Here is a 24,862-nt window from a genome sequence, read left to right as displayed (position 1 = left end):
CGGCTTCGTCGTTAAAGAGTCCCCTTCTAACCACCTCCTTTCAAAAGCATAAAGAGTGATACAAAGATGTTAAGGATCAAGATAGACAAGTAGATACTTTTATGTAAGCGTATACATTATTCTTTATGTGTAACATCCGTACAAACTGCACGGATGTTCACATGAATCATACTTTCTCGCTCAAGACAGGTCCGCTTCGGCGCGAAGTTCGAAGAACCTCACGCCGATCCCGGCATACATACTGCGGACAACCTGCACTACGCTAATGTAGGAAGTAACAATTCTTCCGTTCCTTCCAAGATGAAGTAGCAATACTACCAAATAAGACAACTGACATCAGGAGCCGACACGCATGCGCGACCAATCAAAGCCGATCTCTTCCAGCAGCGCGCGTGCGATCAATAGATGACCGGTCAAGTTAGGATGCACCCGGTCGGACGCCAGCGCAGTAGGATGGACGTAGTCAAATTGGCTGGCAAAAGCCGCCTGCGTATCAATAAACAACGCACCTGTACGCTCCGCAACCCTTCTGGCTGCAAGTCCGAACTCATCCATCCGGCTCCGCATGCGATCTTCGGCATTCGGCTCCAGATAGAACGGCGTCATGATCACGAGTCCTTGCAGACCAGGGAGGGCCGAACGCACCAGCTCTTCCAGGGTCTGCTCATATTCTTCAAGATTCACATGTGATTCTGGTATCGCGGGTTGATCAAACTGCCGCCATACATCGTTGATGCCAATCATGACCGTTAGCCAATCCGGTTTCAGATCCAGTACGTCACTCTGCCATCTGGATTTCAAATCCCGAACCGTATTGCCGCCGATACCCATATTGGTCACACGAATGTTGAGCTCCGGATATGCCACCTGCAGCATTCCTTCCACAAGTGCGGCATATCCTTTACCGACACCTTGGAACAACCCCTCTCCGTAAGGATATCTACGTTCACAGTCCGTGATCGAATCGCCGATCATGACCAGGCGTTGTCCTCCTTCTAGCTTCATCCTTTATTCCTCCCATTCAGTTGGAGACGAATTGTTTTCACTTCGAACGGACGGAACTGAAGCAATACATCTTCGCCCTCGTAAGATAATTCCCCAATCTTCTCCTCTAACATATCTGCCTCACGAACCACCGCAACAGTCAACCCGATATGAAGCTTACTAGCTACAGAGGCTCCCTTACTCTCATACAGACGTACGATTAAGTCGCCCGATCCGTCTTCGGCAATTTTGACTGTCTCCGCGATCACATTGGCTTGATCGATACTGAGCAGCGATTGTCCCTCCTGGCTTCCTCCTGATGCGAGACTTACAGGATAGTTAAGCTCATAGGCTTCCTGCACAACAGGACTGTCCATGAACGCGCCGTTCCAGAACGTAAAACCATAGGTGAAATGGTGCTCTCCTTGATCGGATGTCTCATCCGGCCATGTCGGAGCCCGCAGCAGCGTTAGGCTCATCGTGTTATCATTGACCGATATGCCGTATTTGCAATCGTTCAGCAACGCGAAGCCGCGATTCGCCTCTGCAAGCGCAGACCACTTGTGCTGAACCACTTCGTAACGATCCGCATCATGTGGACGCGAAGCATGATTCGGTCTCTTGACGTAACCGAACTGAATTTCCTGCAACGACTCGTTCGTATGAACACGGACAGGGAAATCCACTTTTAGCAGCTTATTCTTCTCGCGCCAGTGAACCGTCGTATGGAATTCAACTCTTCGGCTGCCGGCACGTAGCCGGATATCCTGGATCATAGTCGAATGGTTCAATTCACGCTCAACCCGAATATTCGCGAAGAGTGGGCCGTTTGCGGTAACAGATACCTTGGCAGCTGCGTTCAACTCGATAGGTGCCAAGCGATAGCGCCGATCGATCTCCCAAGCATCAAAATCCGAATTCTGATCCCGATACATCCGCATGACGTTGCAGCGGTCCGCCGCCCATTCCATGCCGGTCTCTTTGTCAAAAATACGTGTAAACTCGCCCTGTTCGTTAATTTCGATTGAAATCCACTCGTTCTCCAAATGCGATTCTGTGGCAATGATTGTCGACGCAGCAGGAACATCCGCCACTTCCGGTTCTACCTTATACGTTGACCAGCCCATAGAAGGAGCCTCAACCTCGGTATAATGAATACCTTCGTGCAATTGCACCGGCAGAACGTCTCCGTTCTCGTTCGCTATCCCCTGAACGCCAGCTGGTAACGCGACCAGTTCCTTTCTTGCCCAGGAGAGCGAGTTAAAGACGGTAACGCGGGAGACATCGTCGTTCGTGAGCGCATCTCTTGCGTCTGAAGCCATGTCGTACACGTTCTTATTTAATTCCTTCAGCTCAATCTGCGCCTCTTCATGAACGCGGTGGATCGATGAGCCCGGCAAAATATCATGGAATTGATGCAGCAGCAGAATCTTCCATAGACGGTCCAGTTCCTCGTGAGGGTAGGTCCGGTTATTTAGCAATGCCGCCGCAGTTTCCCAAAGCTCCGCCTCGCGGAAAGCAATTTCCGCCTTCCGGTTCAACTTTTTAATGATTGCCTGCGTCGTGTAAGTCCCGCGGTGAGCTGGATAATAGAGCTCTCCTACATATTTCACATCAGGTATACCCTTTTCAATCTGATCCTCAAAAAATTCGATCGGCGATCCATGCTTCGTCTTGGGAACGCCCTCTAAATCACCGAGCCTGCGCATGAACTCTATATCATCCCGATTAGAGCCTCCGCCCCCGTCTCCGTGCCCAAACTGAGTAAGCCGCGTAGAAATGCCTTCAAGCTGAACGCGATCGTTCCACTGATCGATTAAGAACGAAGGATTGATGCGAATCGGGTAGTAATCACCGTAGTTCATCAAATGGGTCAAAACTTGCGAACCGTCGATCCCCTCCCACATGAACGTATTGTGCGGGAACGGATCTGCTATATTGTCGTAAGTACCGAACAATTTTGTAGACGCGAAATACTTGATCCCGCAACCCTGCATAATTTGCGGCAGGTTCCCGGCATAGCCGAATACGTCAGGCAGCCATAGCATCTCGTTGTCCACACCGAATTCTTCCTTGAAGAAACGCTTACCGTGCAACGCCTGGCGAATCAGGCTCTCACCGCTCGGTAAATTCGTATCGGGCTCCACCCACATCGAACCTTCAGGAATGATTTTACCTTCCTTCACCGCTTGTTTAATGCGATCATACAGCTCCGGATACAATGTCTTGACGGTCTGGAACAAATACGGCTGACTCTGGGTGTAGCGATACTCGGGATATTCGTCCATGAGTGCAAGCTGATTAGACATCGTCCGTGCAATCTTCCGCTCCGTCTCCGCAATCGGCCACAGCCAGGCGATATCCAAGTGAGACTGTCCCATAAGGTACAACGTTGGCGCCGTTGAACCGTTCACACAGGCCAAAAGCGGCTCCATAATTAGTCGGCACTGCTTTACGTTCTCTCCCAACAAGTCCTGGCGCAGGGTCAGGTCGATCGTCGCAAACACCTGAGTCAGACCACGGTCAATCTCCGCAACGCGGAGGGATTTGGGATCAAGATGATTGCGCAGATCGTACAAGCATTCCAAATCGATGAAAAATTGGTACACTTCCTCTTCAAAAATACAGAGCTGCGAATTTCCAAATATCGGCTGGGAATCCGCATGACCAGCGTACGCTTCTGCAACAATTTCGAATTGTTCACCTGTTTTCGCTGAACGGGTTAAAGTTAGGTAATGATGGTTAAGGTCCTTTGCACCGCTCACGATGCCGTTAATATACACGGTCGCTTCAGATCCAAAGTCGAGCATAGCCACAAGCCGTTTGCCTTCGGCCTCTTCTGGAACAACAACTGTCGAGTGAAACCAGCCGTATCCCCATTTTTCTCCCCAATGTTGGCCCGGGGTAATGCTTTGGAAAGGTTGTCCATCCATTTCATGAATGAACAGCTGTTCCTTGGTCATAAAACCGGAAAAATCGATTGAAGAGAGCTTTGTAATCATAAATTGATCTCTTTTATTTAGCAGCTTTTCAACATGGAATAAAATCTCTTTTTTCTCTTTCAAGGTTCTTCTCACATCCTATGGTTTCATAATCTTTGACCCTATCGCTATGTGATATACCGCCCTCGTGGCGGTCGGCCACGAAGGACGATCTCTATTAGTTTGCTGTTGCTCTTTGTGCAGCATCGTTATAAATTTTCAGCGCTTCATCAATGGCTCCCATTTTTTGCACCTTATCAATGAATGCCTGCCAATTATCGAAGCTGTTCTTGCCTGCTACGAATTTGGCCTGCTCTTCGGTAACGAACGTCTTAACCGGATTCATAATCTCCGAGATCCGCTGGCTTTCGTTGCCCGTGAGTTGAATCGACGGCTCGCTCAACCAGGAAGGAATATAGTCGTTGTCATGCAATGGCAGATTCGTCAAGAATTCCGACTTCTCAATCGGCACCTCTTCGTATTTGCCGTTAAATACCGTATAGTCTGTCGCGGCAAAGTCTACGAACGCTCTTGAGTCACTAACCATTTGTAGTCCCGGGTTATAGTTTCGACTTGCGCGCATGCCGTATTTATCACCTTCCAACCACGGATCCTTGGCATTTTTCAACGAGTCAACAAAGGTCGGAAGGCCGTCTTCCCCGATGGTATAGGTCGTACCCTCGATACCCCAAGTGATGAGCCTGATCATTTCATCTGAATATTGATAATCGATGAATTTAATCAATTCCTCAGGATTTTTGACTTTAGAGTTAATAGCATAAGCCCCCCATCCCAAATCAGGGGTATTGGCGTTCACAACCTCCTGCCAAGCCTTCCCATAATCCGGATTGTCGGGATACAGCGACACTGCAAAAATCTTGCCATCGTCAGCCGTTCTTGTGTACTCAGCCGGAGTCGTAAACCACTGAGTCAGCCACATGAAGTTGTCGCTATTCAGTGCTTTTCTTTTCACCGTATCATCTGTATCAATCGTGTACTCCGGATCTAACAGCTTCTCCGAATAGAGCTTATTCGCAAATTGGAGCGCATCTTTATATCCTTTTTCCAGAACCCCGTATACATACTTCTCTCCGTCCCAGAAGATTTCATCCCGGATGTGGTTCGCAGAGAACAACGATCTCAGGCTATTAAATTTTGTTGCGACGGGATATTTGTCAGGGTAAAGCTCTTTAACTTTTTTGGCAGCCTGATAAAATTCATCGAGCGTTTCCGGAATTTTGATATTATGTTCCTTGAACACATCATAGCGGTAAGACGTTGTATTCTGAATAAGCATGCCTCGATCCTCAGGGAACCTAGGCGTGGATGTTTCTTTAAAGGCGTACATCTCTCCGTCGGAATTCGTTACCCGCTTCATTCCGTCCTTTACCTTGCTAATGTAGTTCATATAGTTCGGCATTAAATCTTTATATTGGGCTAGCTCAAGAAGCTGGCCTTGCCCGGCCATTTGGCTCACATCATAAAATAACGGCGTTATGAAAAAGTCTGTCAGATCGGCACTTGCAATCATGAGCTTGACCTTCTCGTCATACTCAGAAGCCGGAATATAGTTATATTTAATTTCTACTTTTTTACCCATATAGGCTTCCATACGCTTGTGCCATTCCTTGCCTACCAGACTATTCGGATTATCCACACCGCTCGCAGGTAGTGTCACCGAGAAGCGCATTACTTCTGAATCATTTTCATTGGAAACGGAATTTTTAGAATTATTCGAACATCCAGAAAAAACCATCAGCATGACCAACCCAAGGACAAGCATTTTTGCCAGCTTGTTCATTCAACGTCCCCCCAATTAGCTCAATGAACTACTTTTCCAAATCTACTATTCAATACCTATCATGATTTCTCTACCACTCACCTTATTCACCGGCTATCCGCAGCTTAGCCTTTGATAGAGCCTACGAATATCCCTTTGGTGAAATGCTTCTGGAAGATCGGATAGATACACATGATCGGAAACATCGTAATAATAATGACACTCATTCGTACCGCCTGCGGATCAAGCGCTGCCCCCGGAGCATTAATGGCAACCGCACCGCTGCCTACCCGTCCTTGAATCGCAGTCGTATCCAAGGTGAACAGGTAGTTTCTTAATACCATCTGCAAAGGATATTTATCCTGATCCCGCAAATAAATCAAAGCATCAAACCAACTATTCCAGCTTCCGACCAGACCGAATAGAGCAAAGGTCGCAAACAGCGCCTTCGACAACGGCAGTACGATCCGGAAAAGAACCACCACATCATTCGCTCCATCGATATAAGCGGAGTCCTTCAGCTCGGAAGGAATATTCAGAAAGAATGTTCGAAACAGGAACACATTATAGGCACTAATCGCGCCGGGGAGAATCATAACCCATACTGTATCTAACAGGTGCAGACTACGCATAAGCAGATAGGTCGGGATTAAGCCACCGCTGAAAAACATCGTAATCATTAGGAAAAGGGTAAAAAATTTCTTACCCGCAAATCCGGGAATCGTTAGCGGATACGCCATCAGAGCAGTAAACAGCAGCATGATGCCCGTAGAACCGACCGCATAAATAATTGAGTTGAGATACCCTTTAAAAATGTATGGATCTTGAAATACCGTCTTGTACGCTTCCAGATTAAATCCCTTAGGCCAAATCGTCACGCTTCCAGAGGAAATGTAACGTGCGCCACTTAGCGATGTCGCGATAATGTTTAGAATCGGGTACAGTACCACAATCAGGATAAATATCATGAAAACAATATTTACAACGTCGAAAGCTCTGGAGCCTATGCTATCCTTTTTCAACATCTCACCACCTAAAACAAACTCGTCTCGGAAACTTTTCGGCTCATCCAATTGGTCAAGTAAAGAATAATAAATGATATAACCGACATAAATAATCCAATTGCCGTTGTGTACTCGTATTGGGCGCCCAATATCCCTTGACGATAAGCATAGGATCCGATGACATCTGCTACTTCGTAAGTCTCAGGCGAATAGAGCAGAATAATCTTCTGGAAATCGCTCCCGAGGATTCCTCCCACGGCAAAAATCAGCAAAATTATGGAGGTAGACTTGAGCGACGGCCATGTGACATGTACAACCTTCTTCCATCGGCCTGCGCCGTCTACCTCGGCTACGTCATACAACGTAGGATCTATTCCGCTTAATGCAGCAAGGTAGATGATCGTACCGAACCCGACGCCCTGCCATAAGCCAGAAGAGATGAATATGGTCCGGAAAAAGCTCGGCTCGAGAAGGAACATCACCGGATCTCCGCCGAAGAAGGTGACAATACTATTAAACAAACCGTCTCTCGCTGTAAATTCCTTAAGCATCCCCGCAACAATGACGACCGATATAAAATGCGGGAAATAAGAAACCGTCTGCACAACCTTCTTAAAACGCTTGTTTTTCAGTTCATTAAACAGTAGAGCCAATATAATTGGCGCCGGAAATGACCAAAACAAGGTATACACACCTAGAAGCAATGTGTTCTTCAAAACTCTAAACGCCATGGGATCGTTAAAGAAAGAAGTGAAATACTTTAATCCCACCCACTCGCTTCCCCATATCCCTTTAGAAGCGTTAAAATCTTTGAAAGCGATTAAAATTCCATACATGGGAAAATAACTAAAGATTAACACTGTCAGAAAGCCGGGAAGCACCATAAGATAGAGATAACGGTGCTTGAGGATTCTGGCCACTAGCCTGTTACTGCTTACGTTCAAAGAAGCACCTCCTGACTGTTAACATGCCCGAGATCAGTTACGGCCGATATTTTGCCCGTAGACACATGAACCTGGTTATTTGATTCGCATTATATGTAAGCGCATTCACCACCGTCTCCAAAGTATATTTTTTTTCGTTCGTCGGATACGCAATAGCTTCTGGCTACTGTTCCAGACAAATCTGATGCTCTTGGTGTCTAAAAGTTATTATGCTAGGCAAAAAAATAACACATACTATTTAATCCGTCAATACACAAAATTCTAAAATAATTAGTATACTATCTTCGAACGATCCCGAACTGGCGATACCGATGAGGCGTTAAGCTATGTCTCCGCTTGAATAAATCGTAGAAGTAACTGACGTTATCGAGTCCGATCTCTAAGCTGATTTCCACGATTTCCATATCCGTATTTAGCAGCAAATTCTCGGCATAGGACATTCTCAATTCGTTAATGTACTGGGTCGGGGATATCCTGAGATGCTTTCTAAACATTCTGCATATGTAAGCATGCGATTTGTCCGACAGCTCAACAAGCGCAGCTGCCCCCCGCGTGAAGTGCTCTTTCTTCCTCGCCTCTCTGCATAGATCCTTAAACCATTCAGGCTGTCCGGTTAGTTCAATCGGATCGGCTTCAGCCTTGATGTACCGGGAGAACAGATCTGTCAAGATCGCTCTTACCTCCGCCTTAACAGCCAGCTTCTTCTCCTGCGGAATCAAACTAATCTGGTCCAGCCGGTACCGCACATATTCCTTTTCCATTTTGGACAGTACAGTCGACGGCGGCATGACCGGCTCAAGCAGCTTTTCGCTTGGGAACCCTTCTCCCAAAAAAGCAATCAGATCGTCCAGGACCTCCCGATTGAACGATAAATTGATGAACTGACAATCGCTTTCCGTCGTCTGTTCATAGTAATGAACGTCCCGATCCCTTATGAACACGAGTGTATTTTCCTGCAACAGCTGCCGTTTGCCGTTAATGATATGCACAACGCTACCCTTCAGGATAAGAAACAACTCAAAAAAGTCGTGAGTATGCATGCCGATCGTATCGCGCACCGAAGCGATCAGTCGATAGTGAGCCTGAATCTCAGAATCAATACCGTCCGCCGCAAGAAGTTTCAACATATACAATCCCTCCCTAGTTTTGTACAATAATTCGATGTCAAAATACCATAATGCATTCAAAAATGGAGCAAGATTTAGAGCAAGACTTTTGATTAGGATAGAGTTGTTACTGAAGCCTGAAAGGAGATTTACCACAAATGAACTTATTGGAACTGCGTCAGCAATTCGAAGTAAACAAACGCATTTATGAGAGCGCCAAGCTTGTCTTCCGCGGAGTCGAAGACTTCGACGTCTACAACCCTTCCATTCCGTTCGAATGGAACGGCAAGCACTACATTTATGGACGCGTGGAAAAACGCGATGAGTGGGCGAGATCTTGGGTTCGCCTGTTCGAGCAAAGCGGCCCGGATGAGTGGACAGCTGTGCCAGATACGATGATTTATCAGCTTGAAGATCCTTACATTAGCGTGATCAACAAACAGCTCGTATTAGGCGGGACACATGTTCGTTTTAAGCAAGAACAGCTCGATACGTTCTACGGTTATTTCTACAAAGGGCATGATCTTCATGATCTCTTCTACTTCACGACCGGTCCGGATTATATGAAGGACATTCGGCTCGTAGAGCTTCGAGACGGCAAGATCGGCGTCTTCTCAAGACCACGGGGCGAAGAAATACGCAAGCAATATGGAAGCGAATCCTTAGTGGGATTCACAGTCATTGACAGCCTGGACGAACTGTCTCCGGAAGTCATTGAGAACGCACCGAATATCAATGGACTGTTCCGTAAGGATGAGTGGGGCGGCTGCAACCAGGCATACTTGCTCGAGAGCGGAAAGATCGGCGTCATCGGCCATATCTGCTACGCTCAAGGAGATCAAGCAACCTATATGAACATGTCATTCGTACTCGATCCGCAAACCAATCAATTCTCGGATTTGAAAATCATCGGCACCCGTCCTTGTTATCCGGATGGCCCTGCCAAGAAGGCACATCTGGCCGACTGTGCGTTCACCGCTGGCATTGAAATGCGTACTGACGGCAAGGTTAATCTGTACAGCGGTATCGGCGATACAGAAGCTGGGCGCATCGTCATCGACTACCCGTTCGAAAGTGAAGGCGCCATTGTAACCTTCTAGATAAAATACCAAACATCGAGCTGCTGGGTTATCCCAGCGGCTCATTTTTATGTCACATTACGCCGTGGGTTAGTACCCTTCATTTTGCACAGTACTCCTCCTTGAAGTTATTATGATAAGCAAATTAAAACACATACTTTATTTGACTCCATAATAATACAGACTCTCATAAAATTCAAAGTTTTTATATATTTTCGCTTCATTCCTGCTAAATTCCTGAAAATTACCCACCTATCCGACAAATTTTTTTTCGAAATGCGCTGCAAGTACGTATACTTTTTAAAGCGAAATGCGCTACAATTGAAGAAATGTTGAAACGAGGTGGATCTACTTGAGCAAGAAAGACTTGGCTCTGCCAAAGTACCAGATGGTAAAAGACTATGTCTTATCCCAGATCGAGAATCAGGAATTTACAATAGACGATCGGATTCCTAGCGAATCGGAATTTTCCAAGCTGCTGGATGTCAGCTCCATCACTGTGCGTAAAGCACTGTCAGAGCTGGTGAATGAAGGTGTGATCTATCGCGTGAGGGGAAGGGGAAGCTTTGTCGCCAGCCAAGCAGCCGTCTCAGAGAAGACCTCAAATCTGGTGGCCCTCGTCATCTCCGGTGTCGACCTGTACGATAGCTCGTATATGCAAATCATGAGGGGCATACAGTCCTTTCTGGGCAAGCATGGCTGCAAGCTGATCGTAGAATTCGTGGAGAACGACTTCGAACAGGAACGCGAGCTCGTTCTGAAGCTGATTCAAAGTGAACTAAGAGGATTACTCATCTATTCCTCTGATCCTGACGCTGCAAAGAGCTATCTCGGGGAGATTCGCAGTAAATCGATTCCATTCGTCATGCTCGATCGTTCCCCTTCCGGATATCCGGTCAATGTCGTTACGTGTAACAACCATGACGGAGCCTATGAAGCCGTAGAATACTTGATAAAGCAAGGTCATCGAAAGATCGCATTTGCAGCTTACGACTACCACCTAAGTCCGGAGGTCGACAGATACAACGGTTATTGCAACGCCATGTCGAATTCATCCGTGCCAATACAGGATTCGCTCTTGTTCCTGGAGAAGAAATTGGATTATGCTGCGCTTGCACGCCTTGTACACAACGGAGAGGTGACCGCGCTGTTCTGCGCGAACGACAAACGAGCCCTCGAAGCGCTCGAACAGCTGACCGCGCTTGGCATTCGTATCCCCGACCAATTATCACTAATGGGCTTTGACGATTTCGAGAGCGCCAAGTTCGCCAAGGTCGCCTTGAGCACAGTGAAGCAATATTTCGATGTCCTCGGCTATGAGAGTGCAGATTTGTTGTTCAAGATTGCCGAAGGCTCGTCTTACGGTAATAAGAAAGTCATGTTGCCTACAAGTTTGGTCATACGTGACTCCGTCAAGCCCGTTTAAGGTTAACGTCTGAAGAAACTATGAAAATCCGAGTTACACGAATATCGAACAGCACTGTGCTAAATCACAAAAAAGACGCTCCAATGTGCGATTTTGGAACGTCTTCTTTTGCGTTTCATGCTAAAATCTCATCAACTATCGACTCCTACTTCCAGCGCTTTTATAAAATATGAAGGTGGGAAAAGGATGAAGAATTATGTGCTCGGATTTTCTTTAACAGGCCTTTTATTATACGCATTACAGCTACTCCCCAATATTGTATGGATGCTGTCACCGCCTGCCAACAATGTGCTTACGAAGAACAGTTCTGTCTATCCAATATTGAACATAACAGAACAAGTCTTTGGGATTATGACTGTTGCTCTATTGATCTTGCTGATAAACAAAAGCAGCGAGAGAAATAGTGCAATCTATCTCGGATTAGCGCTGCTGTTTTTGATCGGCTACTATATCGCATGGGTCCTATACTACAACGGGGTGGTTGCTCCGTGGTTACTCATTATCGGGATTGCAGCCATGCCGCCTTTGTACTTCTTCTTTGTCGGGCTTTGGATGAAGAACTATGTCGTTCTGATTCCATCCGTAATTTTTGGAATTGCGCACATAGTGATCACAAGCTCGAATTATTTGAAGTTATAAATTAATGATGAGTCGTACTAGCGACATAGCGATATCACCCACCATATAATCATTCCAAACAAAAATCCCTTCCTTAGCAAGATACTTAGGAAGGGATTTCGATTCCTTTATGTTGTAGCTTCAATCGTAGTTTAAGTTGTAGTCGTTGGCTCATTCACCTGCGTAACATTTTTGGAAGCATTGCGATTAGAGATGAATACTCCAATGAGAATCAGGGCTCCACCAAGCAATTGACTGACGTATATCTCATCTCCTAACAAAAAATGCCCTAGGATCAGCGAGATAAACGGTGGGATGTTCATGAACATGGAAGCTGTCCCAGGCCCTGTGACCGCTACGCCCCTTGTCCACCATATCCCCGAGGTTGCTGTAATCAAGGCTAACGGAAGTAGCATTAACCAGATATAAACATCATTTGTTGCTATCAAACCACCATTATACGACTCTATGGCTACCATAGGCGATATCAGAATAGCGCCTAAGCCACCAGAAATAATATTAATAGCTGATAGTGACATCGTCTTTACCAGCAGTGGCGTGAACATCATACCGATCGTCATCCCCAGCATCGCCAGTACCAAATACAAATCACCTAACGATAGACTGAACTTTCCTCCACCAAAACTGATAATAATAACGACACCGACTACACCAAGCAGGCCTCCAACCAGCTTCCCCGCAGTCAACGATACCTTATAGAATAGACGCTCCATGAAGATGGCTACCAATGGTGCTACTGCATAGATTAAGGAAGCGTTGGCTGCTGAGGACAGCTTGAGACCTGAAAAATAGAGTGGCTGTTGAACCAAAGTGCCAAACAACGAACTAGCCGTCAAAAGCAACCATTCCCGCCGGGTTGGCCATCTTAATTTTCCCACGCGATACAGCAACAATAGGACAATCAGCCATGTCAAAGTCATGCGTATAAAGGATAGAAATGAAGAAGAGAAAAAATTTATCAGATACGCACTCATGATATAGCTTATTCCCCAACACAGAGTTGCCCCTATAAGTCCAACAATAGCCGATCTATAACTCGACATTACCTGCACTCCCCTACATTAACTGAAGAAGCACATATCATTGCTTATGAGCGATTGATTTATAAGGCAGACGGTCTTTCTCCTGCAGGGACCATTTCTCTCCATCAATGTAGATCGCCTCAACTTCTTCATTATAAAAACTATATCTACCCGCTATTTCATGAACCTCGGGCAGTGGCTTCTGATAGCTCCACAACACATTCTCAGCAATCACTCCGTCACTATTGAACGAATGATACGTAGCCTCTCCTTTATAAGGGCAGGTTGTCACTGTATCTGTTGGCACTAGATAATCAAAGTTAATATCCTCTTTTGGCAAATAAAAGCGTGGCGTCAATCCTGTCTCAAACAGGATAACCGGATCATCACTGTCTGCAACAACCTTTCCGCCTACGATTACTTTTATATGTCTGGAGCTAGGAATGGCATCCAGTCTCGAATAAGGATCACGGGCATGGTTAATGACCTCTTCCTCTTCTTCAAACCATCTAATCTCTTTATTTTTCCAGATAAACGTAATGTATCCTGCAATAATCGCACTGGGCCCGGGCGGACTCAGATGACTCCAGACAGCATTCTCTACAAGCGTATCCTCGACTCCAATATTCCAATAGACGGCTTCCCCTTTGTGTAGATCTTCTCTACGATGAGAGGATTCTTGAAGGAACTCGGTCCGAACATCCTCCTTGGGAAAATAGTACACCGGCAGCTTGCCGGTCTCCGTAACGATCAGCACACGTTTGCTATCGGCCACGAATGTCTCGCCTATTTTTACACGAATCCATTTCGGACTCACTTCAGCTCGAATCTGCCAATCCCCATCAAATTCATCATTTAGATTCCATTGCGGGTCATAATGTGTCATCCTAATTCATCTCCCATCTATTCGTATAATATTGTCTTCTAAATAAGATAAACATAAGATTTCAACTTAAAGCTTGGTCGTCACTGCGGTGGAATGTTTGGACTTCCGGTCGCTGTTGTCGCCAGATTTCTTCTTTATAAACCGCCTTTAGCGGTTGAAATCTGGGAACAGCTTGTGCTTCCGATGCGAGCTTTCCTTCGGAAAGCTTTCAGGCGAACGCTGCGCTCCTACAGTTCCAAACTTCCCCCTTCGTTCCTTCTCGCTTTTTGTTACTCTCTTTTGTTAATCTTTTATATACTAGATTAACGTGCAGTGATCACACTATAACGATTAGCAGGGCGACGCAGTCCCAAATGATCACGAAGGGTCGTTCCTTCATAATCCTCGCGGAAGATCCCGCGCCGCTGCAATTCAGGGACAACCAAGTTCACAAAGTCATCCAGTCCGCCAGGCAAATGCGGGAACATCACATTAAAACCATCCGCTGCGCCGCGAACAAACCATTCTTCCATCTGGTCAGCAATTTGCGTAGGTGTTCCGGCTATTCCGCGTGAGTTTAGACGTTTATAGAGCTGGCGAATAGTCAGGGTCTCCCGCTCCAGCAATTGAATGATTTTGGCCAGACTGCTCTTGCTCTGATTGAAGCCCTCCAGCTTTGGTGTGAACGGCAATGGCTCATCAAGTGGATACTGTGATACATCATGCCCCAAGTAATGAGAGAGCAGATCCAGTCCCAGCTTCTCAGGCGTGAGATCCTCCACAATTGCCAACCGCTCAGCCGCTTCTTCCTCTGTCCGTCCGATAACAGGCATAAAGCCCGGCAGAATCTTCAGATCATCACGTGATCTACCGTATTTAGCTAGTCTTGATTTGATATCCTCATAAAGCTCAATTCCCTCTTCAACGGTTCCAAAGGGTCCGAAGGCTGTACCAGGTGCAAATACAACTTCTGCCGATGCAGCTGCCAGTTCCTTGCCTGCTTCCGAAGCCCCTGCTTGAATCAATACAGGATACCCTTGCGGAGGTCGGGATACATTCAACGGACCCCGAACTTGAAACTCGTCACTCTTATAATTCAGATTATGAAGCTTATCTTTATCTGCAAAAATGCCTGACGCCTTATCCAGCACAATGGCATCATCTTCCCAACTGTCCCACAGCCCCTGGGTCACATCGACGAACTCGCCAGCTCTTCCATAACGGTTCTCATGCTCCAAGTGCTTATCTTTACCAAAGTTCCGGGCTTCTTCATCAGCCGTCGAAGTAACAATATTCCATCCCGAACGTCCATTGCTTAAATAATCCAGTGTGGCTAACTTTCGGGCAATATGATACGGCTCGTTATACGTCGTGGATACGGTAGCTGCAAGACCAATTCGCTCTGTGACCGCGGATAGCGCAGATAATAGGGTGAATGGCTCTGGACGAATGCTGTTTGCCGCGCTAATCCCTGACTGAAATCTGTCCCAGACATATAATTCATCTGCATAGAAGAACATATCAAATTTCCCACGCTCAGCAGTCTGAACAATATGCTTGTAGTAATTAAAATCAAGCAGAGCAGCCGCATCCGATTCTGGATGTCTCCAACTGGAGATATGCTCACCTGCTGGAAAGAACATCATAGCTCCCAGCGCCATTTGTCGTTTGTTATTACTCATCTCTACACACCATCCTTTATGCTTTGAGTTTCTCTTTCACGATGTCATAAGTTTCTAAGGAGCCTATTCAAGATTCGCTCACTCTCTTGGTTTGCCTTAATTTCTGATTTACTGACGCAGGCCTTTTGGCGTAAGCAACTTATTCAATCCAAGCAACAATAAATTAACAATAATAACGAGTAACGATACTGGGATTGCACCTTCCATAATAGTTACCGTATTGATCATCGCGATCCCTCTGGTAATAATATCGCCTAGTCCTCCAGCAGCAATATAAGTAGCAATAGTAGCCATACTGATCGTCTGCACCGCAACTAGCCTTACACCGGCCATAATAACGCTACGCGCAATGGGAAGTTGAACCATCCACAGAATCTGCCATCTGGTCATTCCCATCCCCGTGCCGGCTTCAATTAAGGCCTGATTCACCCCTCCAATACCTACATAGGTGTTCTGAAGAATCGGAAGTAACGCATACAGCGTTAACGCGATAATCGCAGGCTTTGTTCCAATACCCAGAAATGGGATCATAAATCCGAATAACGCAAGACTGGGAATGGTTTGAATCACAGATACCGTTGTTATGACCGCGTTCGCTACACGTTTATAGGCAGTAAGAATAATTCCAGTCGGTACTGCAATCAAGCAAGCAATCACAACCGAGATCAGTGACAGATTGAAGTGCTCTCCTGTCTTTTGCAAAATCATAGGCCAATCTGCTAGCAAGGTATTCCAAAATTGATCCACCCATAACCACGCCCTTCATTCATAATCAAGATCAAATTGAATATTGTTCAAACCGCTCTGCCCCGAGAAATTCACGAACGAAGTCAGAAGCGGGTTCCTCAAGTAGATTCGCAGGCGTTCCAGTCTGAACAATAAAACCATCCTTCAGCAGAATGACCTGGTCAGCGATTTTAAGTGCCTCATCGATATCATGCGTTACAAACACAATCGTCTTCTGCACTTTCTCATTCAGCTTAATAAGCTCCTTCTGTAGCTGTACTCGGCTAATAGGGTCTAATGCGCTGAAAGGTTCATCCATGAGAATAATAGAAGGGTTAGAAGCAAGTGCACGTGCTACACCGATGCGCTGTTGTTGTCCACCACTTAGCTCATGTGGGTAACGGCTGCGAAATTGCTTCGGATCAAGACCAATCAGTTGCAGAAGTTCTTCTGTGCGATGAACCAAATCCTTCTTCTTCTCACCCTTAAGCCTTGGAACGATAGAGATATTCTGTTCAATGGTCATATGCGGAAATAGTCCGATCTGTTGAATGACATAACCAATATTCCGCCGCAGCTCCACCGGATTAAGCGTGCTGACTTCCTGACCTTCTACCAACACAGAGCCAGATTCCGGCTCAATCAGTCGATTGATCATTTTAAGCAGGGTTGTCTTCCCGCAACCTGACGGTCCGATAATCGTAACGATTTGACCACTAGGTATGGTTAGATCAAAATTCTCCAACACATTGCCTGAACCATAGTTTTTGGTCACTTGCTTGAACTCTACTGCGGCTACGCCAGCCCCCATATCCATCACTCTTCCTTTTCTAAAATATAAACCAACTTATTACATTTATTTAGTTGGTTTTTAGGTATAAAAAAAGATCACATCTCCCACTTATAATTGCAAGGGAAATGAGACCTCCGTTTGTCAGGTTAGCCTCTTATATTATTAACATCCGATAATTCAATACTGTAATGTAATACTTTAATGCAATATTATATTACGTATAATTTTTTGTCAATCATTAAAAACAAGTAAACATATCGGATTTAAATTTTCTTTTTCATAGTACTATTTAGCTCTGAGTAATGGAAGGATTTCGATCAGATCAGGGGAGGATTTATGTTATAAGGCATAAAAAAAGACCTCCTGTGAACAGGTCAGCCATATGAGTATACTATACAGTTATTCCTATGAATGAATTAGAATTAATTACTTTCAACAAGCGTCGGTTTAATCTCATTGGCATTAAAAAAATCTAGTGCAGAGCGATACCAAGAAGTCTCTCCTTCTTTCTCGCCGTCAATATAAGTCTCTACACGTTCATTATAGAAGGAGAGATATTCCTTAATCTTAGGGATTTCGGGAATCGGATTAAGATAACTCCACACAATATTCTCATGAACGTTACCATTCACTTCAGCGGACCAATAAGAAGCCTTACCTTTATAAGGGCATCTTGTTTCCAAGTCGCTTGCCTGCAGGAACTCTTGCTTCACATCTTCCTTCGGTAAATAATAACGAACAGGAACACCTGTCTCAAACACAATGATCGGACGTTTGCTATCTGCTACCGTTACACCATCAATCACTACCTGGATATGCCGAGAACTCTGCAGTGCATCTACTCTCTTATAGGGATCACGCGGGTGAACAAAGATTTCTTCATCTTCCTCGAACCAGGCATCTACTTGATTCCAATAGAATGAAATGTATCCTTTGATGGGCTCACTCTCTGGAATAGGATCCTGATAACTCCAGACTGCATTTTCTGCAATTCGATCCCCAACCTGAATACTCCAGTATGATGCTGCACCTTTCCATGGGCAATGGGAATGATGCTCCGATTCAACGAACAGATCCTTGCGAACATCACTTTCAGGAAAATAATAAACCGGAAGATGCCCTCTCTCATGAACCGTGATCACATTCTTGCTATCCGCAATCGTTGTCCCTTCAAACTCCACTCTTACTCGTCTTGGATTTGAATCAAACTGCAATTTCTTCTTATTAGACATGTGTACTCTCCTCCTTCTAAAATAATATCAAATATAGGTAATGAATTATTGCAATTAGATAATATCATGCTAATTTTAGATATTCAATATATAAATCCCACTTTTCCAATAAGAATTTAAAAAGCCCGAGAATGAGTTAAAAATGTCCGGTGCTTGAGCTTTCAAAGATTATACACCTATAGCTGGAGGATACTGTACACTTCGAACATAACGGCTGCTGCTTCTGGATCTAAAATAACGAAAGCCATTATAAAAACCCCCGTTAATTATCTCATTCCTGCCCAACCTATGGATAAAAGAGCTTTTTAACAGGACAAAATCCCTTTATTCATGATAAATAAAGGGTAAGGAAACAATTAACGGTATCTTTTCCTGCTATTCCCCCTCTTAAGCTCAAACGTAGGCGCAGGCGAATTTCCCCGTGAAGCAGTAGTTAGAATCTGCAGCGTAGCATAATCCGGTTCACATGCCACCCGGGTGGTTTTTTTGTTTCGCGCGTTTCTCGCACTCAACTCAACTGGCTAAAGCCTAAAAAAACAAACGGCACTTATCCATGCCGTTTCCGATTTCATTTTATCAAAGATAAGAATTTAAAGGACGCTTCAACCCTAAGTGGTCGCGAAGCGTTACTCCAGTATAACGAGTGCGCAGCAAATTCCTTTTTTGCAACTCCGGCACCACTTTGTCTACGAATTCCTCCAGTCCATTTGGCAACAAAGGCGGCATCAGATTAAAGCCGTCGCAGGCCCCCTGCAAAAACCATTCCTCCATCATATCCGCCAATTGTGCAGGTGTTCCTACGAAGGTTTTGTGACCACGTGCTCCAATGACGCGCTGACTCAATTCACGAATAGTCAAGTTATCTTTCTCAGCTATGCCTATGAGCATCTTAATTCGACTGATTACCCCGCTGGTTGAAGATTCAGGTAGCGGAATATCAGGCAATGGACCATCCAGATCGAATGAAGCTAGATTATAATTCAACAAACCGGATAATTGAGCTATCGCTACATGCGGAAGCACCAAGGCATCAAGCTCATGCTGCTTTTCTCTCGCTAATTGCTCCGTTTCTCCAAGGATCGGCGAGATGCCGGGCATAATTAACAGCTCATGCTCGGCACGACCGAAAGCAGCCATCTGTCCCTTCACGCTCGTATAAAATTGCTTCGCATCCTCTATTGTCTGCTGTGCTGTAAATACCACCTCAGCCGTCCGTGCGGCAAAAGCCTGACCCGCAGTCGAAGAGCCGGCTTGTATAAGAACAGGGTAACCTTGAGGAGAACGCGGCACATCCAGCGGCCCTTTGACAGTGAACCAGTTCCCCTTATGGTCAATCTCACGGACCTGGTCTAGATCCGTGTAGACGCCTGAGCGCTGATCCGCAATTAGCGCCGTATCCTCCCAGCTGTCCCATAGCTTCTTAACGACATGAACAAACTCATCCGCACGGTCGTAACGTAGATCATGGGCCAGATTCGTTTCTCGCCCAAAATTATGAGCTTCGGCTTCGGTGCCGGTCGTCACGATGTTCCAGCCAGCACGGCCTTCGCTTATATGATCCAATGTAGCAAGCTTGCGGGCTGTATGAAAAGGCTCGTTGTAGGTCGTAGAGGAGGTTGCGACCAAACCGATCTTGTCAGTGACAGAGGCTAAAGCCGACAATAAGCTAAAGGGCTCCAGTGCGCCGCCCAGGTTATGTCCAATGGACGAACGGCTGCGTCCCACGGCCAAAGCGTCAGCAATAAAAACCATGTCGAGCTTCCCTCTCTCCGCCGTTTGTGCCAGCTTTACAAAATGGCGGAAATCAATATTGCCTCTCGCATTCGCCTCCTGATGCCGCCAAGCTGATGCATGATGGCCGGCACCTAACAGAAATACGCCCAATGCCAGATGTTCTCTCCGTTTATTCATTCTTTATTCTCCTTATTGTGCACCACGTCATATATCGCGTAGCTTCCCTTATGAATGCCCAGGATGATTGATGCTAGAGGGGGAATTCCCCTCTGGCCCGTAACAACGCTTTTCGTTCCAGACGGAATAACAGCTGATTGCTCGAAATAGCCATTCCGGATACGAGCAATGCTCCCCAGATAATCTTTGCAGGATTATTCTGATACAGACCATCAAACAACAGGACACCTAGCCCGCCTGCATTGATCCAGGAAGCAATCGTTGCAATCCCGATTGTGGTAGTAATCGCCAGCCGGATCCCCCCGATAATAATGGGCAATGCGAGAGGCAGCTCAATGCGCCAGAACCGAGCTAGTGATCCGAGCCCCATCCCCTTTGCAGCTTCAATAATGCTGGGGTTGATCGACTTAAAGCCAGCAAGCAAATTACGGACAAGAAACAGCTGACTGTAGGCGATTAACGCGATCAGGGCAGGCGTAATTCCAACTCCAAAGAGCGGAACAAGAAAAGCGAACATCGCCATGCTTGGGATGACATAGACAAGGCCAAGTGCAGCCAGTACCGGGATCGTAAAGGCTTGAACCCGCACGAGCAGCATACTGACGGGAAGAGCGATCAGCAACGCGATGGCTAGTGTGGCCAATGTGAGATAAATATGCTGTAATGTTAGCAGCAGCAGTTGATCGTAATGCTTGATCGCATAATCCATGTCAAAGCCCCCTTTCCTTGTCTCTTAAGCTTTTAGCTTTAATTGCTCCCAAGTAATCAGCCCCATTGGAGTCTCCTGTTCATTAACTACCCAGACAGCGTTCACATTCGGTTTCAGCAGCAGCAGCAGAACTTCTTTGAGCGAGGAATCTCTTTGAACCCTTTCTACTGCCGCAGCGTCGCTCTTATCGGGATAAGTATCCAGAGAAACCATGGCATCTGCAGCCAGGATCAAATCCAATTGATTGAATTGGTTATCGGATTTGACCAGCTTCTGGACAAACTCGTTGGCCGGATGGACCAACACTTCAATTGGCGTATCAAATTGCTGAATGACGCCATCGTTCATAATCATAACCCGGTCTCCCAGCTTCAACGCTTCTTGTACGTCATGAGTAACGAATAAAATCGTCTTATTCAGCTTCTTCTGAATTCGAATGATTTCATCCTGCAGTGACTCCCGGGTAATTGCATCAATAGCACCAAAGGGCTCATCCATCAGCATGATCACCGGGTCCCCCGCCATCGCGCGGGCAAGACCGACTCTCTGCTGCTGTCCCCCGGATAATTGGGCCGGGTATCTTTTCTTAAAAGACTGGGGTAAATGCACCAGGTCCAATAGATAATCAATACGCTCCTGAATTTTCCTCGGAGACCATTTTAAAATCTTCGGCACGGTCGCAATGTTCTCCTCAATAGTCATATGAGGGAATAATCCGATCTGCTGAATCACATATCCGATTTGGATGCGGAGATCGTTCAAGGGTATCTTCGTAATGTCCTGCCCTTTTACAAAAACCTTTCCGGAGGATGGCTCGTGAATTCGGTTGATCATTTTGAGCAGCGTCGTTTTCCCGCAGCCCGATGCACCTAGAATTGTTACAAAGCTCCCTTCCTCGATTCGCACGTTAGTCTCATAGATCGCCGGTTTGGCTGCCTTGGGAAAGCTTTTCGTCACCTGATCAAATACAATTGCATCTCGGCTCATGTGTACTCATCCTATTTTTTCAAGATACCCGCTTGTTGTAAAAATTGTTTCGCCACATCTGTATATTCCTGTTTGTTAATATCCACTTCGGCGTTAAGCTTTTGCAGCGTCGCGGTGTCCAGCTTGGCTGAGACTTCATTTAAAATGTCGTCGATGCCTTTGTTTTTCTCCAGCACATCCGCTTTAATAACCGGTGCTACATAATACGGAGGCCAGAACTGTTTATCATCCTGAAGCAGAACCAGATTCGGCTTAGTAAGCTCAGCATCTGTTGTAAAAGCTACCGTTACATCCGCCTCATTATCATGCAGAGCCCGATATTTCACCCCAGCGTCGAACAGCTTTACGGATTTAAATTTAAAACCGCCGTAAGCCTGCTTCAGGCCCTTCAAGCCGTCTTCGCGATCTTCAAAACCAGTTACCGCAGCAAGTCTTAGCTCCGGCGCCAGCTCTGCCAATTGAGATAGCGTCTTGAGGCCGTATTTGTCGGACACTTCCTTCGTGACCACCAGTCCCTGAGAATTGTTCGCTTGGGTCGAGGCCAACCAGACGAGATTGAACTTCTCTTTATAGTTTTTGGAGACAGTATCGTATACTTCCTTCGGATCGGATTGCTTAGGCAGCTTCAAAATGGAAAGCAACGCTGTTCCCGTATATTCTGGATAGACATCAATATCGCCTTTCACAATTGTCTCATGTGCAAGAAGTCCGGCAAGCTTGAATTTGCGATTGACGGTATAGCCGGCGTTCTCCAATGCAAGAGAATAAGCTTCCGATAAAATAAAGGCTTCCGTGAAATTTTTAGAGCCGACATTAATTGTTCCTTTGCTGGCCGCACCGGAGCTAGCCTTTCCGCATGCAGACACAACCAGGGACAATAGCAGGATAAGGCTTAGCATGACGATAGAATGTTTTTTCATTATAGTAGAACCTCCGTTGATTATTTTTGCCATGAGGACCATTTCTCCACAGCAGATAACAGAATTTCAATTCCAACTGCCAAGATAGTAATTGGAATGGCACCCGTCAGAACGATTGCAAAATCATTAATACCTAATCCGTTAACAATAAAAGTCCCCAGACCCCCTCCGCCGATAAATGCAGCCAACGTTGCACTGGCGGTAACCTGCACAGCCGAGGTTTTTGCACCCGTAATGATCAAAGGCAGTGCCAGAGGAAGCTCAATCCGCCTCATGATCCGCGTCTGGCCCATTCCCATTCCTGAAGCCGCTTCAAGAATGGAGCCTTCTATATTTTGAAAACCGAGATAGGTATGAATTAGAATCGGCGGACATGCCAGCAGAGTCAGCGCAACTAGCGACGGCATGAAGCCGGTACCGAGAATAGGCATGATGACGATCAGAACCACTAAGCTCGGAATGACCCGCAGGGTGTTAAAAAGATTCATAATTGGAGCGGCAAAGCTGGCCTTCTTCGCACAAAGGATTCCAAGGGGCACACAAAGCACAACTCCAATTAAAAATGCCGAGAAGCTTAGTTCCAAATGAACTTTCGTCTCCTCCCAAAAACGTTCCTGATTCTCCGAAATGTAGCGGATAATCTCATGTATCATCTCCTGATCATCACCTCCATAAGCTTCACATCGCTGTCAGGGCAACTTTTATTGACATTATAGGTGATAGAGTTTAAAATTCACATATGAAAAACAAAGTATTTCTACTATTTTACTTAGGTATTATAAATAATTTGATTTGAACACTTCATTCAGTGGCATAAATTAACAACAAAGCAACCCAGACTTTATTGAATGGAAAGGGAGAATCGACGATGGACGACACAGATATTAAAATATTGAAGCTGCTGCAGGAAAATGCGCGATACTCCATGACTGAGCTGGGAAAGCAGGTTGGGCTAACACAGCCGGCCGTGACGGGGCGAGTACGTAAACTCGAGGAACAGGGGACAATCTCCGGCTACCGGGCACATTTAAATCCTAATAAATTAGGGAAAAAGACCCAATCCTATGTGCTTGTCCAGACTCAGCATTGTAAAGCATTCTCGGAGCATTGCGCGACACAGCCCGATGTCGTCGATCTGCACCGCATAAGCGGCGAATATAATTATTTGGTCAAAATCATGACTGAATCCATTGAGAAACTGGAGGCCTTCACCGCCAGCTGCAATAAATTCGGCTATTTTCAAGTCATGGTCGTTCTTTCCTCCAGAATTGAACACAATCTTAATTTCTGAGCGGAACGTAATGAAGTTATAAAAAAGAGCCCCAGCGATATTTCTGCCAGGCCTCTCTATAAGAAAAAGTCCGAGCTCGTATGCTCGGACTTTTTTTTATGATGACAATGGTCCTTCAAATGGATAAATCCAGAAGTACTCTGTGCCAAAACGCTGCTGAATCTCTTCATCATTCAATTCTTTGCTGCCTACTAACTCTGCGGCTTGGAATTGAGATTTATGCGCTTGAATGGAGGCCATTTTAGGCTTCAGAAAATCTTTAACATCAACTATTACATTAGGTTGGCCAATAGCTTGCTTCGCGTTCCGGGAAAAGGCCACACAGTGTACAGGAGGTCTCTCTGCCTTAGGTAGTCTTTCAACCGTACGGATTACTGCGGCTCCTGTGGCATCATGATCAGGATGAACGCTGTAACCCGGGTAGAACGTAATGATTAACGAAGGGTTCAGCTCTTTCAAAAGGTCATCAATTTGACTATCCAACAAGGCTTGATCCTCAAATTCAATCATTTTGTCATGGAAACCAAGCATTCTTAGATCCTGTATCCCAATGGCCTGACAAGAAGCTTCGAGTTCTTTCTTACGTATTTCTGGAAGGGTCACCCGATTGGCGAACGGTGGGATCCCCATATTCCGCCCCATTTCGCCTAGTGTCAGGCACGCGTATGTTACCTGAGTTCCACTCTGTATATGTTTCGCCAGGGTACCTGATACACCGAAGGCCTCGTCGTCCGGGTGTGGCAATATAACAAGAATATGTCTTTCCACTGAATTCTTCATC

The 24,862-nt window shown here is 45.8% G+C and carries 22 protein-coding genes; 4 read left to right on the top strand and 18 right to left on the bottom strand.

Going from position 1 to position 24,862, the window contains the following annotated elements; genetic code table 11:
* Positions 1 to 336: 336 nt before the first annotated feature.
* The 6 genes from ACFORK_RS22995 to ACFORK_RS22970 all read right to left on the bottom strand — a co-directional run bounded on the left by ACFORK_RS22995 (position 337) and on the right by ACFORK_RS22970 (position 8,820).
* Positions 337 to 1,005 carry an SGNH/GDSL hydrolase family protein gene (locus ACFORK_RS22995; protein ID WP_379203424.1) on the bottom strand — a complete coding sequence of 223 codons (669 nt, stop codon included), beginning with the start codon at positions 1,003 to 1,005 and terminating at the stop codon, positions 337 to 339.
* Positions 1,002 to 3,986 (bottom strand): alpha-mannosidase, encoded by a 2,985-nt coding sequence (locus ACFORK_RS22990; protein WP_379203422.1) that lies wholly within the window; start codon positions 3,984 to 3,986, stop codon positions 1,002 to 1,004. Before ACFORK_RS22990 ends, ACFORK_RS22995 begins: the two co-directional genes overlap by 4 nt.
* A 157-nt stretch (positions 3,987 to 4,143) precedes the next feature.
* The gene (locus ACFORK_RS22985) at positions 4,144 to 5,766 is read right to left on the bottom strand and encodes an extracellular solute-binding protein (protein ID WP_379203420.1); all 1,623 of its coding nucleotides are present in this window, start codon (positions 5,764 to 5,766) and stop codon (positions 4,144 to 4,146) included.
* A 104-nt stretch (positions 5,767 to 5,870) separates the two neighbouring features.
* On the bottom strand, positions 5,871 to 6,767 hold the full coding sequence (locus ACFORK_RS22980) for a carbohydrate ABC transporter permease (protein WP_379203547.1): 897 nt from the start codon (positions 6,765 to 6,767) through the stop codon (positions 5,871 to 5,873).
* A gap of 11 nt (positions 6,768 to 6,778) precedes the next feature.
* Positions 6,779 to 7,633 carry an ABC transporter permease gene (locus ACFORK_RS22975; RefSeq protein ID WP_379203545.1) on the bottom strand — a complete coding sequence of 285 codons (855 nt, stop codon included), beginning with the start codon at positions 7,631 to 7,633 and terminating at the stop codon, positions 6,779 to 6,781.
* Positions 7,634 to 7,971: 338 nt separating this feature from the next.
* Entirely contained in the window at positions 7,972 to 8,820 is an 849-nt protein-coding gene (locus ACFORK_RS22970; RefSeq protein ID WP_379203418.1) for a helix-turn-helix domain-containing protein, read from the bottom strand.
* A gap of 137 nt (positions 8,821 to 8,957) precedes the next feature.
* Here ACFORK_RS22970 and ACFORK_RS22965 point away from each other — a divergent pair, with 137 nt between their 5' ends.
* The 3 genes from ACFORK_RS22965 (at position 8,958) to ACFORK_RS22955 (ending at position 11,943) form a co-directional block, all read left to right on the top strand.
* Positions 8,958 to 9,899 (top strand): MTP-1 family protein, encoded by a 942-nt coding sequence (locus ACFORK_RS22965; protein WP_379203416.1) that lies wholly within the window; start codon positions 8,958 to 8,960, stop codon positions 9,897 to 9,899.
* 331 nt (positions 9,900 to 10,230) lie between these two features.
* Positions 10,231 to 11,304, top strand: a complete 1,074-nt coding sequence (locus ACFORK_RS22960; protein ID WP_379203414.1) for a substrate-binding domain-containing protein — start codon at positions 10,231 to 10,233, stop codon at positions 11,302 to 11,304.
* Positions 11,305 to 11,490: 186 nt separating this feature from the next.
* Positions 11,491 to 11,943, top strand: a complete 453-nt coding sequence (locus tag ACFORK_RS22955) for a hypothetical protein (protein WP_379203412.1) — start codon at positions 11,491 to 11,493, stop codon at positions 11,941 to 11,943.
* Positions 11,944 to 12,074: 131 nt separating this feature from the next.
* On the opposite strand, the gene ACFORK_RS22950 is transcribed toward ACFORK_RS22955, so the two are convergent.
* The 11 genes from ACFORK_RS22950 to ACFORK_RS22900 all read right to left on the bottom strand — a co-directional run bounded on the left by ACFORK_RS22950 (position 12,075) and on the right by ACFORK_RS22900 (position 23,443).
* On the bottom strand, positions 12,075 to 12,986 hold the full coding sequence (locus ACFORK_RS22950; protein ID WP_379203410.1) for a DMT family transporter: 912 nt from the start codon (positions 12,984 to 12,986) through the stop codon (positions 12,075 to 12,077).
* A gap of 37 nt (positions 12,987 to 13,023) precedes the next feature.
* Positions 13,024 to 13,851 carry a DUF427 domain-containing protein gene (locus ACFORK_RS22945; protein WP_379203408.1) on the bottom strand — a complete coding sequence of 276 codons (828 nt, stop codon included), beginning with the start codon at positions 13,849 to 13,851 and terminating at the stop codon, positions 13,024 to 13,026.
* 302 nt (positions 13,852 to 14,153) lie between these two features.
* On the bottom strand, positions 14,154 to 15,512 hold the full coding sequence (locus ACFORK_RS22940) for an LLM class flavin-dependent oxidoreductase (protein ID WP_379203406.1): 1,359 nt from the start codon (positions 15,510 to 15,512) through the stop codon (positions 14,154 to 14,156).
* Between the two features lie 108 nt (positions 15,513 to 15,620).
* On the bottom strand, positions 15,621 to 16,220 hold the full coding sequence (locus ACFORK_RS22935) for an ABC transporter permease (RefSeq protein ID WP_379203404.1): 600 nt from the start codon (positions 16,218 to 16,220) through the stop codon (positions 15,621 to 15,623).
* A gap of 70 nt (positions 16,221 to 16,290) precedes the next feature.
* Positions 16,291 to 17,055 (bottom strand): ABC transporter ATP-binding protein, encoded by a 765-nt coding sequence (locus ACFORK_RS22930; RefSeq protein WP_379203402.1) that lies wholly within the window; start codon positions 17,053 to 17,055, stop codon positions 16,291 to 16,293.
* 398 nt (positions 17,056 to 17,453) lie between these two features.
* Positions 17,454 to 18,263, bottom strand: a complete 810-nt coding sequence (locus ACFORK_RS22925; RefSeq protein WP_379203400.1) for a DUF427 domain-containing protein — start codon at positions 18,261 to 18,263, stop codon at positions 17,454 to 17,456.
* Between the two features lie 576 nt (positions 18,264 to 18,839).
* Positions 18,840 to 20,174 carry an LLM class flavin-dependent oxidoreductase gene (locus tag ACFORK_RS22920; RefSeq protein WP_379203398.1) on the bottom strand — a complete coding sequence of 445 codons (1,335 nt, stop codon included), beginning with the start codon at positions 20,172 to 20,174 and terminating at the stop codon, positions 18,840 to 18,842.
* Between the two features lie 73 nt (positions 20,175 to 20,247).
* A complete protein-coding gene (locus ACFORK_RS22915) occupies positions 20,248 to 20,883 on the bottom strand; it encodes an ABC transporter permease (protein WP_379203396.1) in 636 nt (211 codons plus the stop codon).
* Positions 20,884 to 20,907: 24 nt separating this feature from the next.
* Positions 20,908 to 21,870, bottom strand: a complete 963-nt coding sequence (locus ACFORK_RS22910; RefSeq protein WP_379203394.1) for an ABC transporter ATP-binding protein — start codon at positions 21,868 to 21,870, stop codon at positions 20,908 to 20,910.
* An 11-nt stretch (positions 21,871 to 21,881) separates the two neighbouring features.
* Positions 21,882 to 22,790 carry a glycine betaine ABC transporter substrate-binding protein gene (locus tag ACFORK_RS22905; RefSeq protein WP_379203392.1) on the bottom strand — a complete coding sequence of 303 codons (909 nt, stop codon included), beginning with the start codon at positions 22,788 to 22,790 and terminating at the stop codon, positions 21,882 to 21,884.
* A 20-nt stretch (positions 22,791 to 22,810) separates the two neighbouring features.
* Positions 22,811 to 23,443, bottom strand: coding sequence for an ABC transporter permease (locus ACFORK_RS22900; RefSeq protein ID WP_379203390.1), 633 nt, complete (start codon positions 23,441 to 23,443; stop codon positions 22,811 to 22,813).
* A gap of 215 nt (positions 23,444 to 23,658) precedes the next feature.
* On the opposite strand from ACFORK_RS22900, the gene ACFORK_RS22895 reads away from it, so the two are divergent.
* Positions 23,659 to 24,081, top strand: a complete 423-nt coding sequence (locus tag ACFORK_RS22895; RefSeq protein ID WP_379203388.1) for an Lrp/AsnC family transcriptional regulator — start codon at positions 23,659 to 23,661, stop codon at positions 24,079 to 24,081.
* A gap of 96 nt (positions 24,082 to 24,177) precedes the next feature.
* On the opposite strand, the gene bshB2 is transcribed toward ACFORK_RS22895, so the two are convergent.
* Entirely contained in the window at positions 24,178 to 24,849 is a 672-nt protein-coding gene (gene bshB2, locus ACFORK_RS22890) for a bacillithiol biosynthesis deacetylase BshB2 (protein ID WP_379203543.1), read from the bottom strand.
* Between the last annotated feature and the right edge of the window lie 13 nt (positions 24,850 to 24,862).

This window comes from Paenibacillus sp. GCM10012306, assembly GCF_042649265.1.
Lineage (GTDB): Bacteria > Bacillota > Bacilli > Paenibacillales > Paenibacillaceae > Paenibacillus_AQ.
The sequence above is the reverse complement of the archived record's forward strand: the minus strand, read 5'-3'. Positions and strand labels throughout refer to the sequence as shown.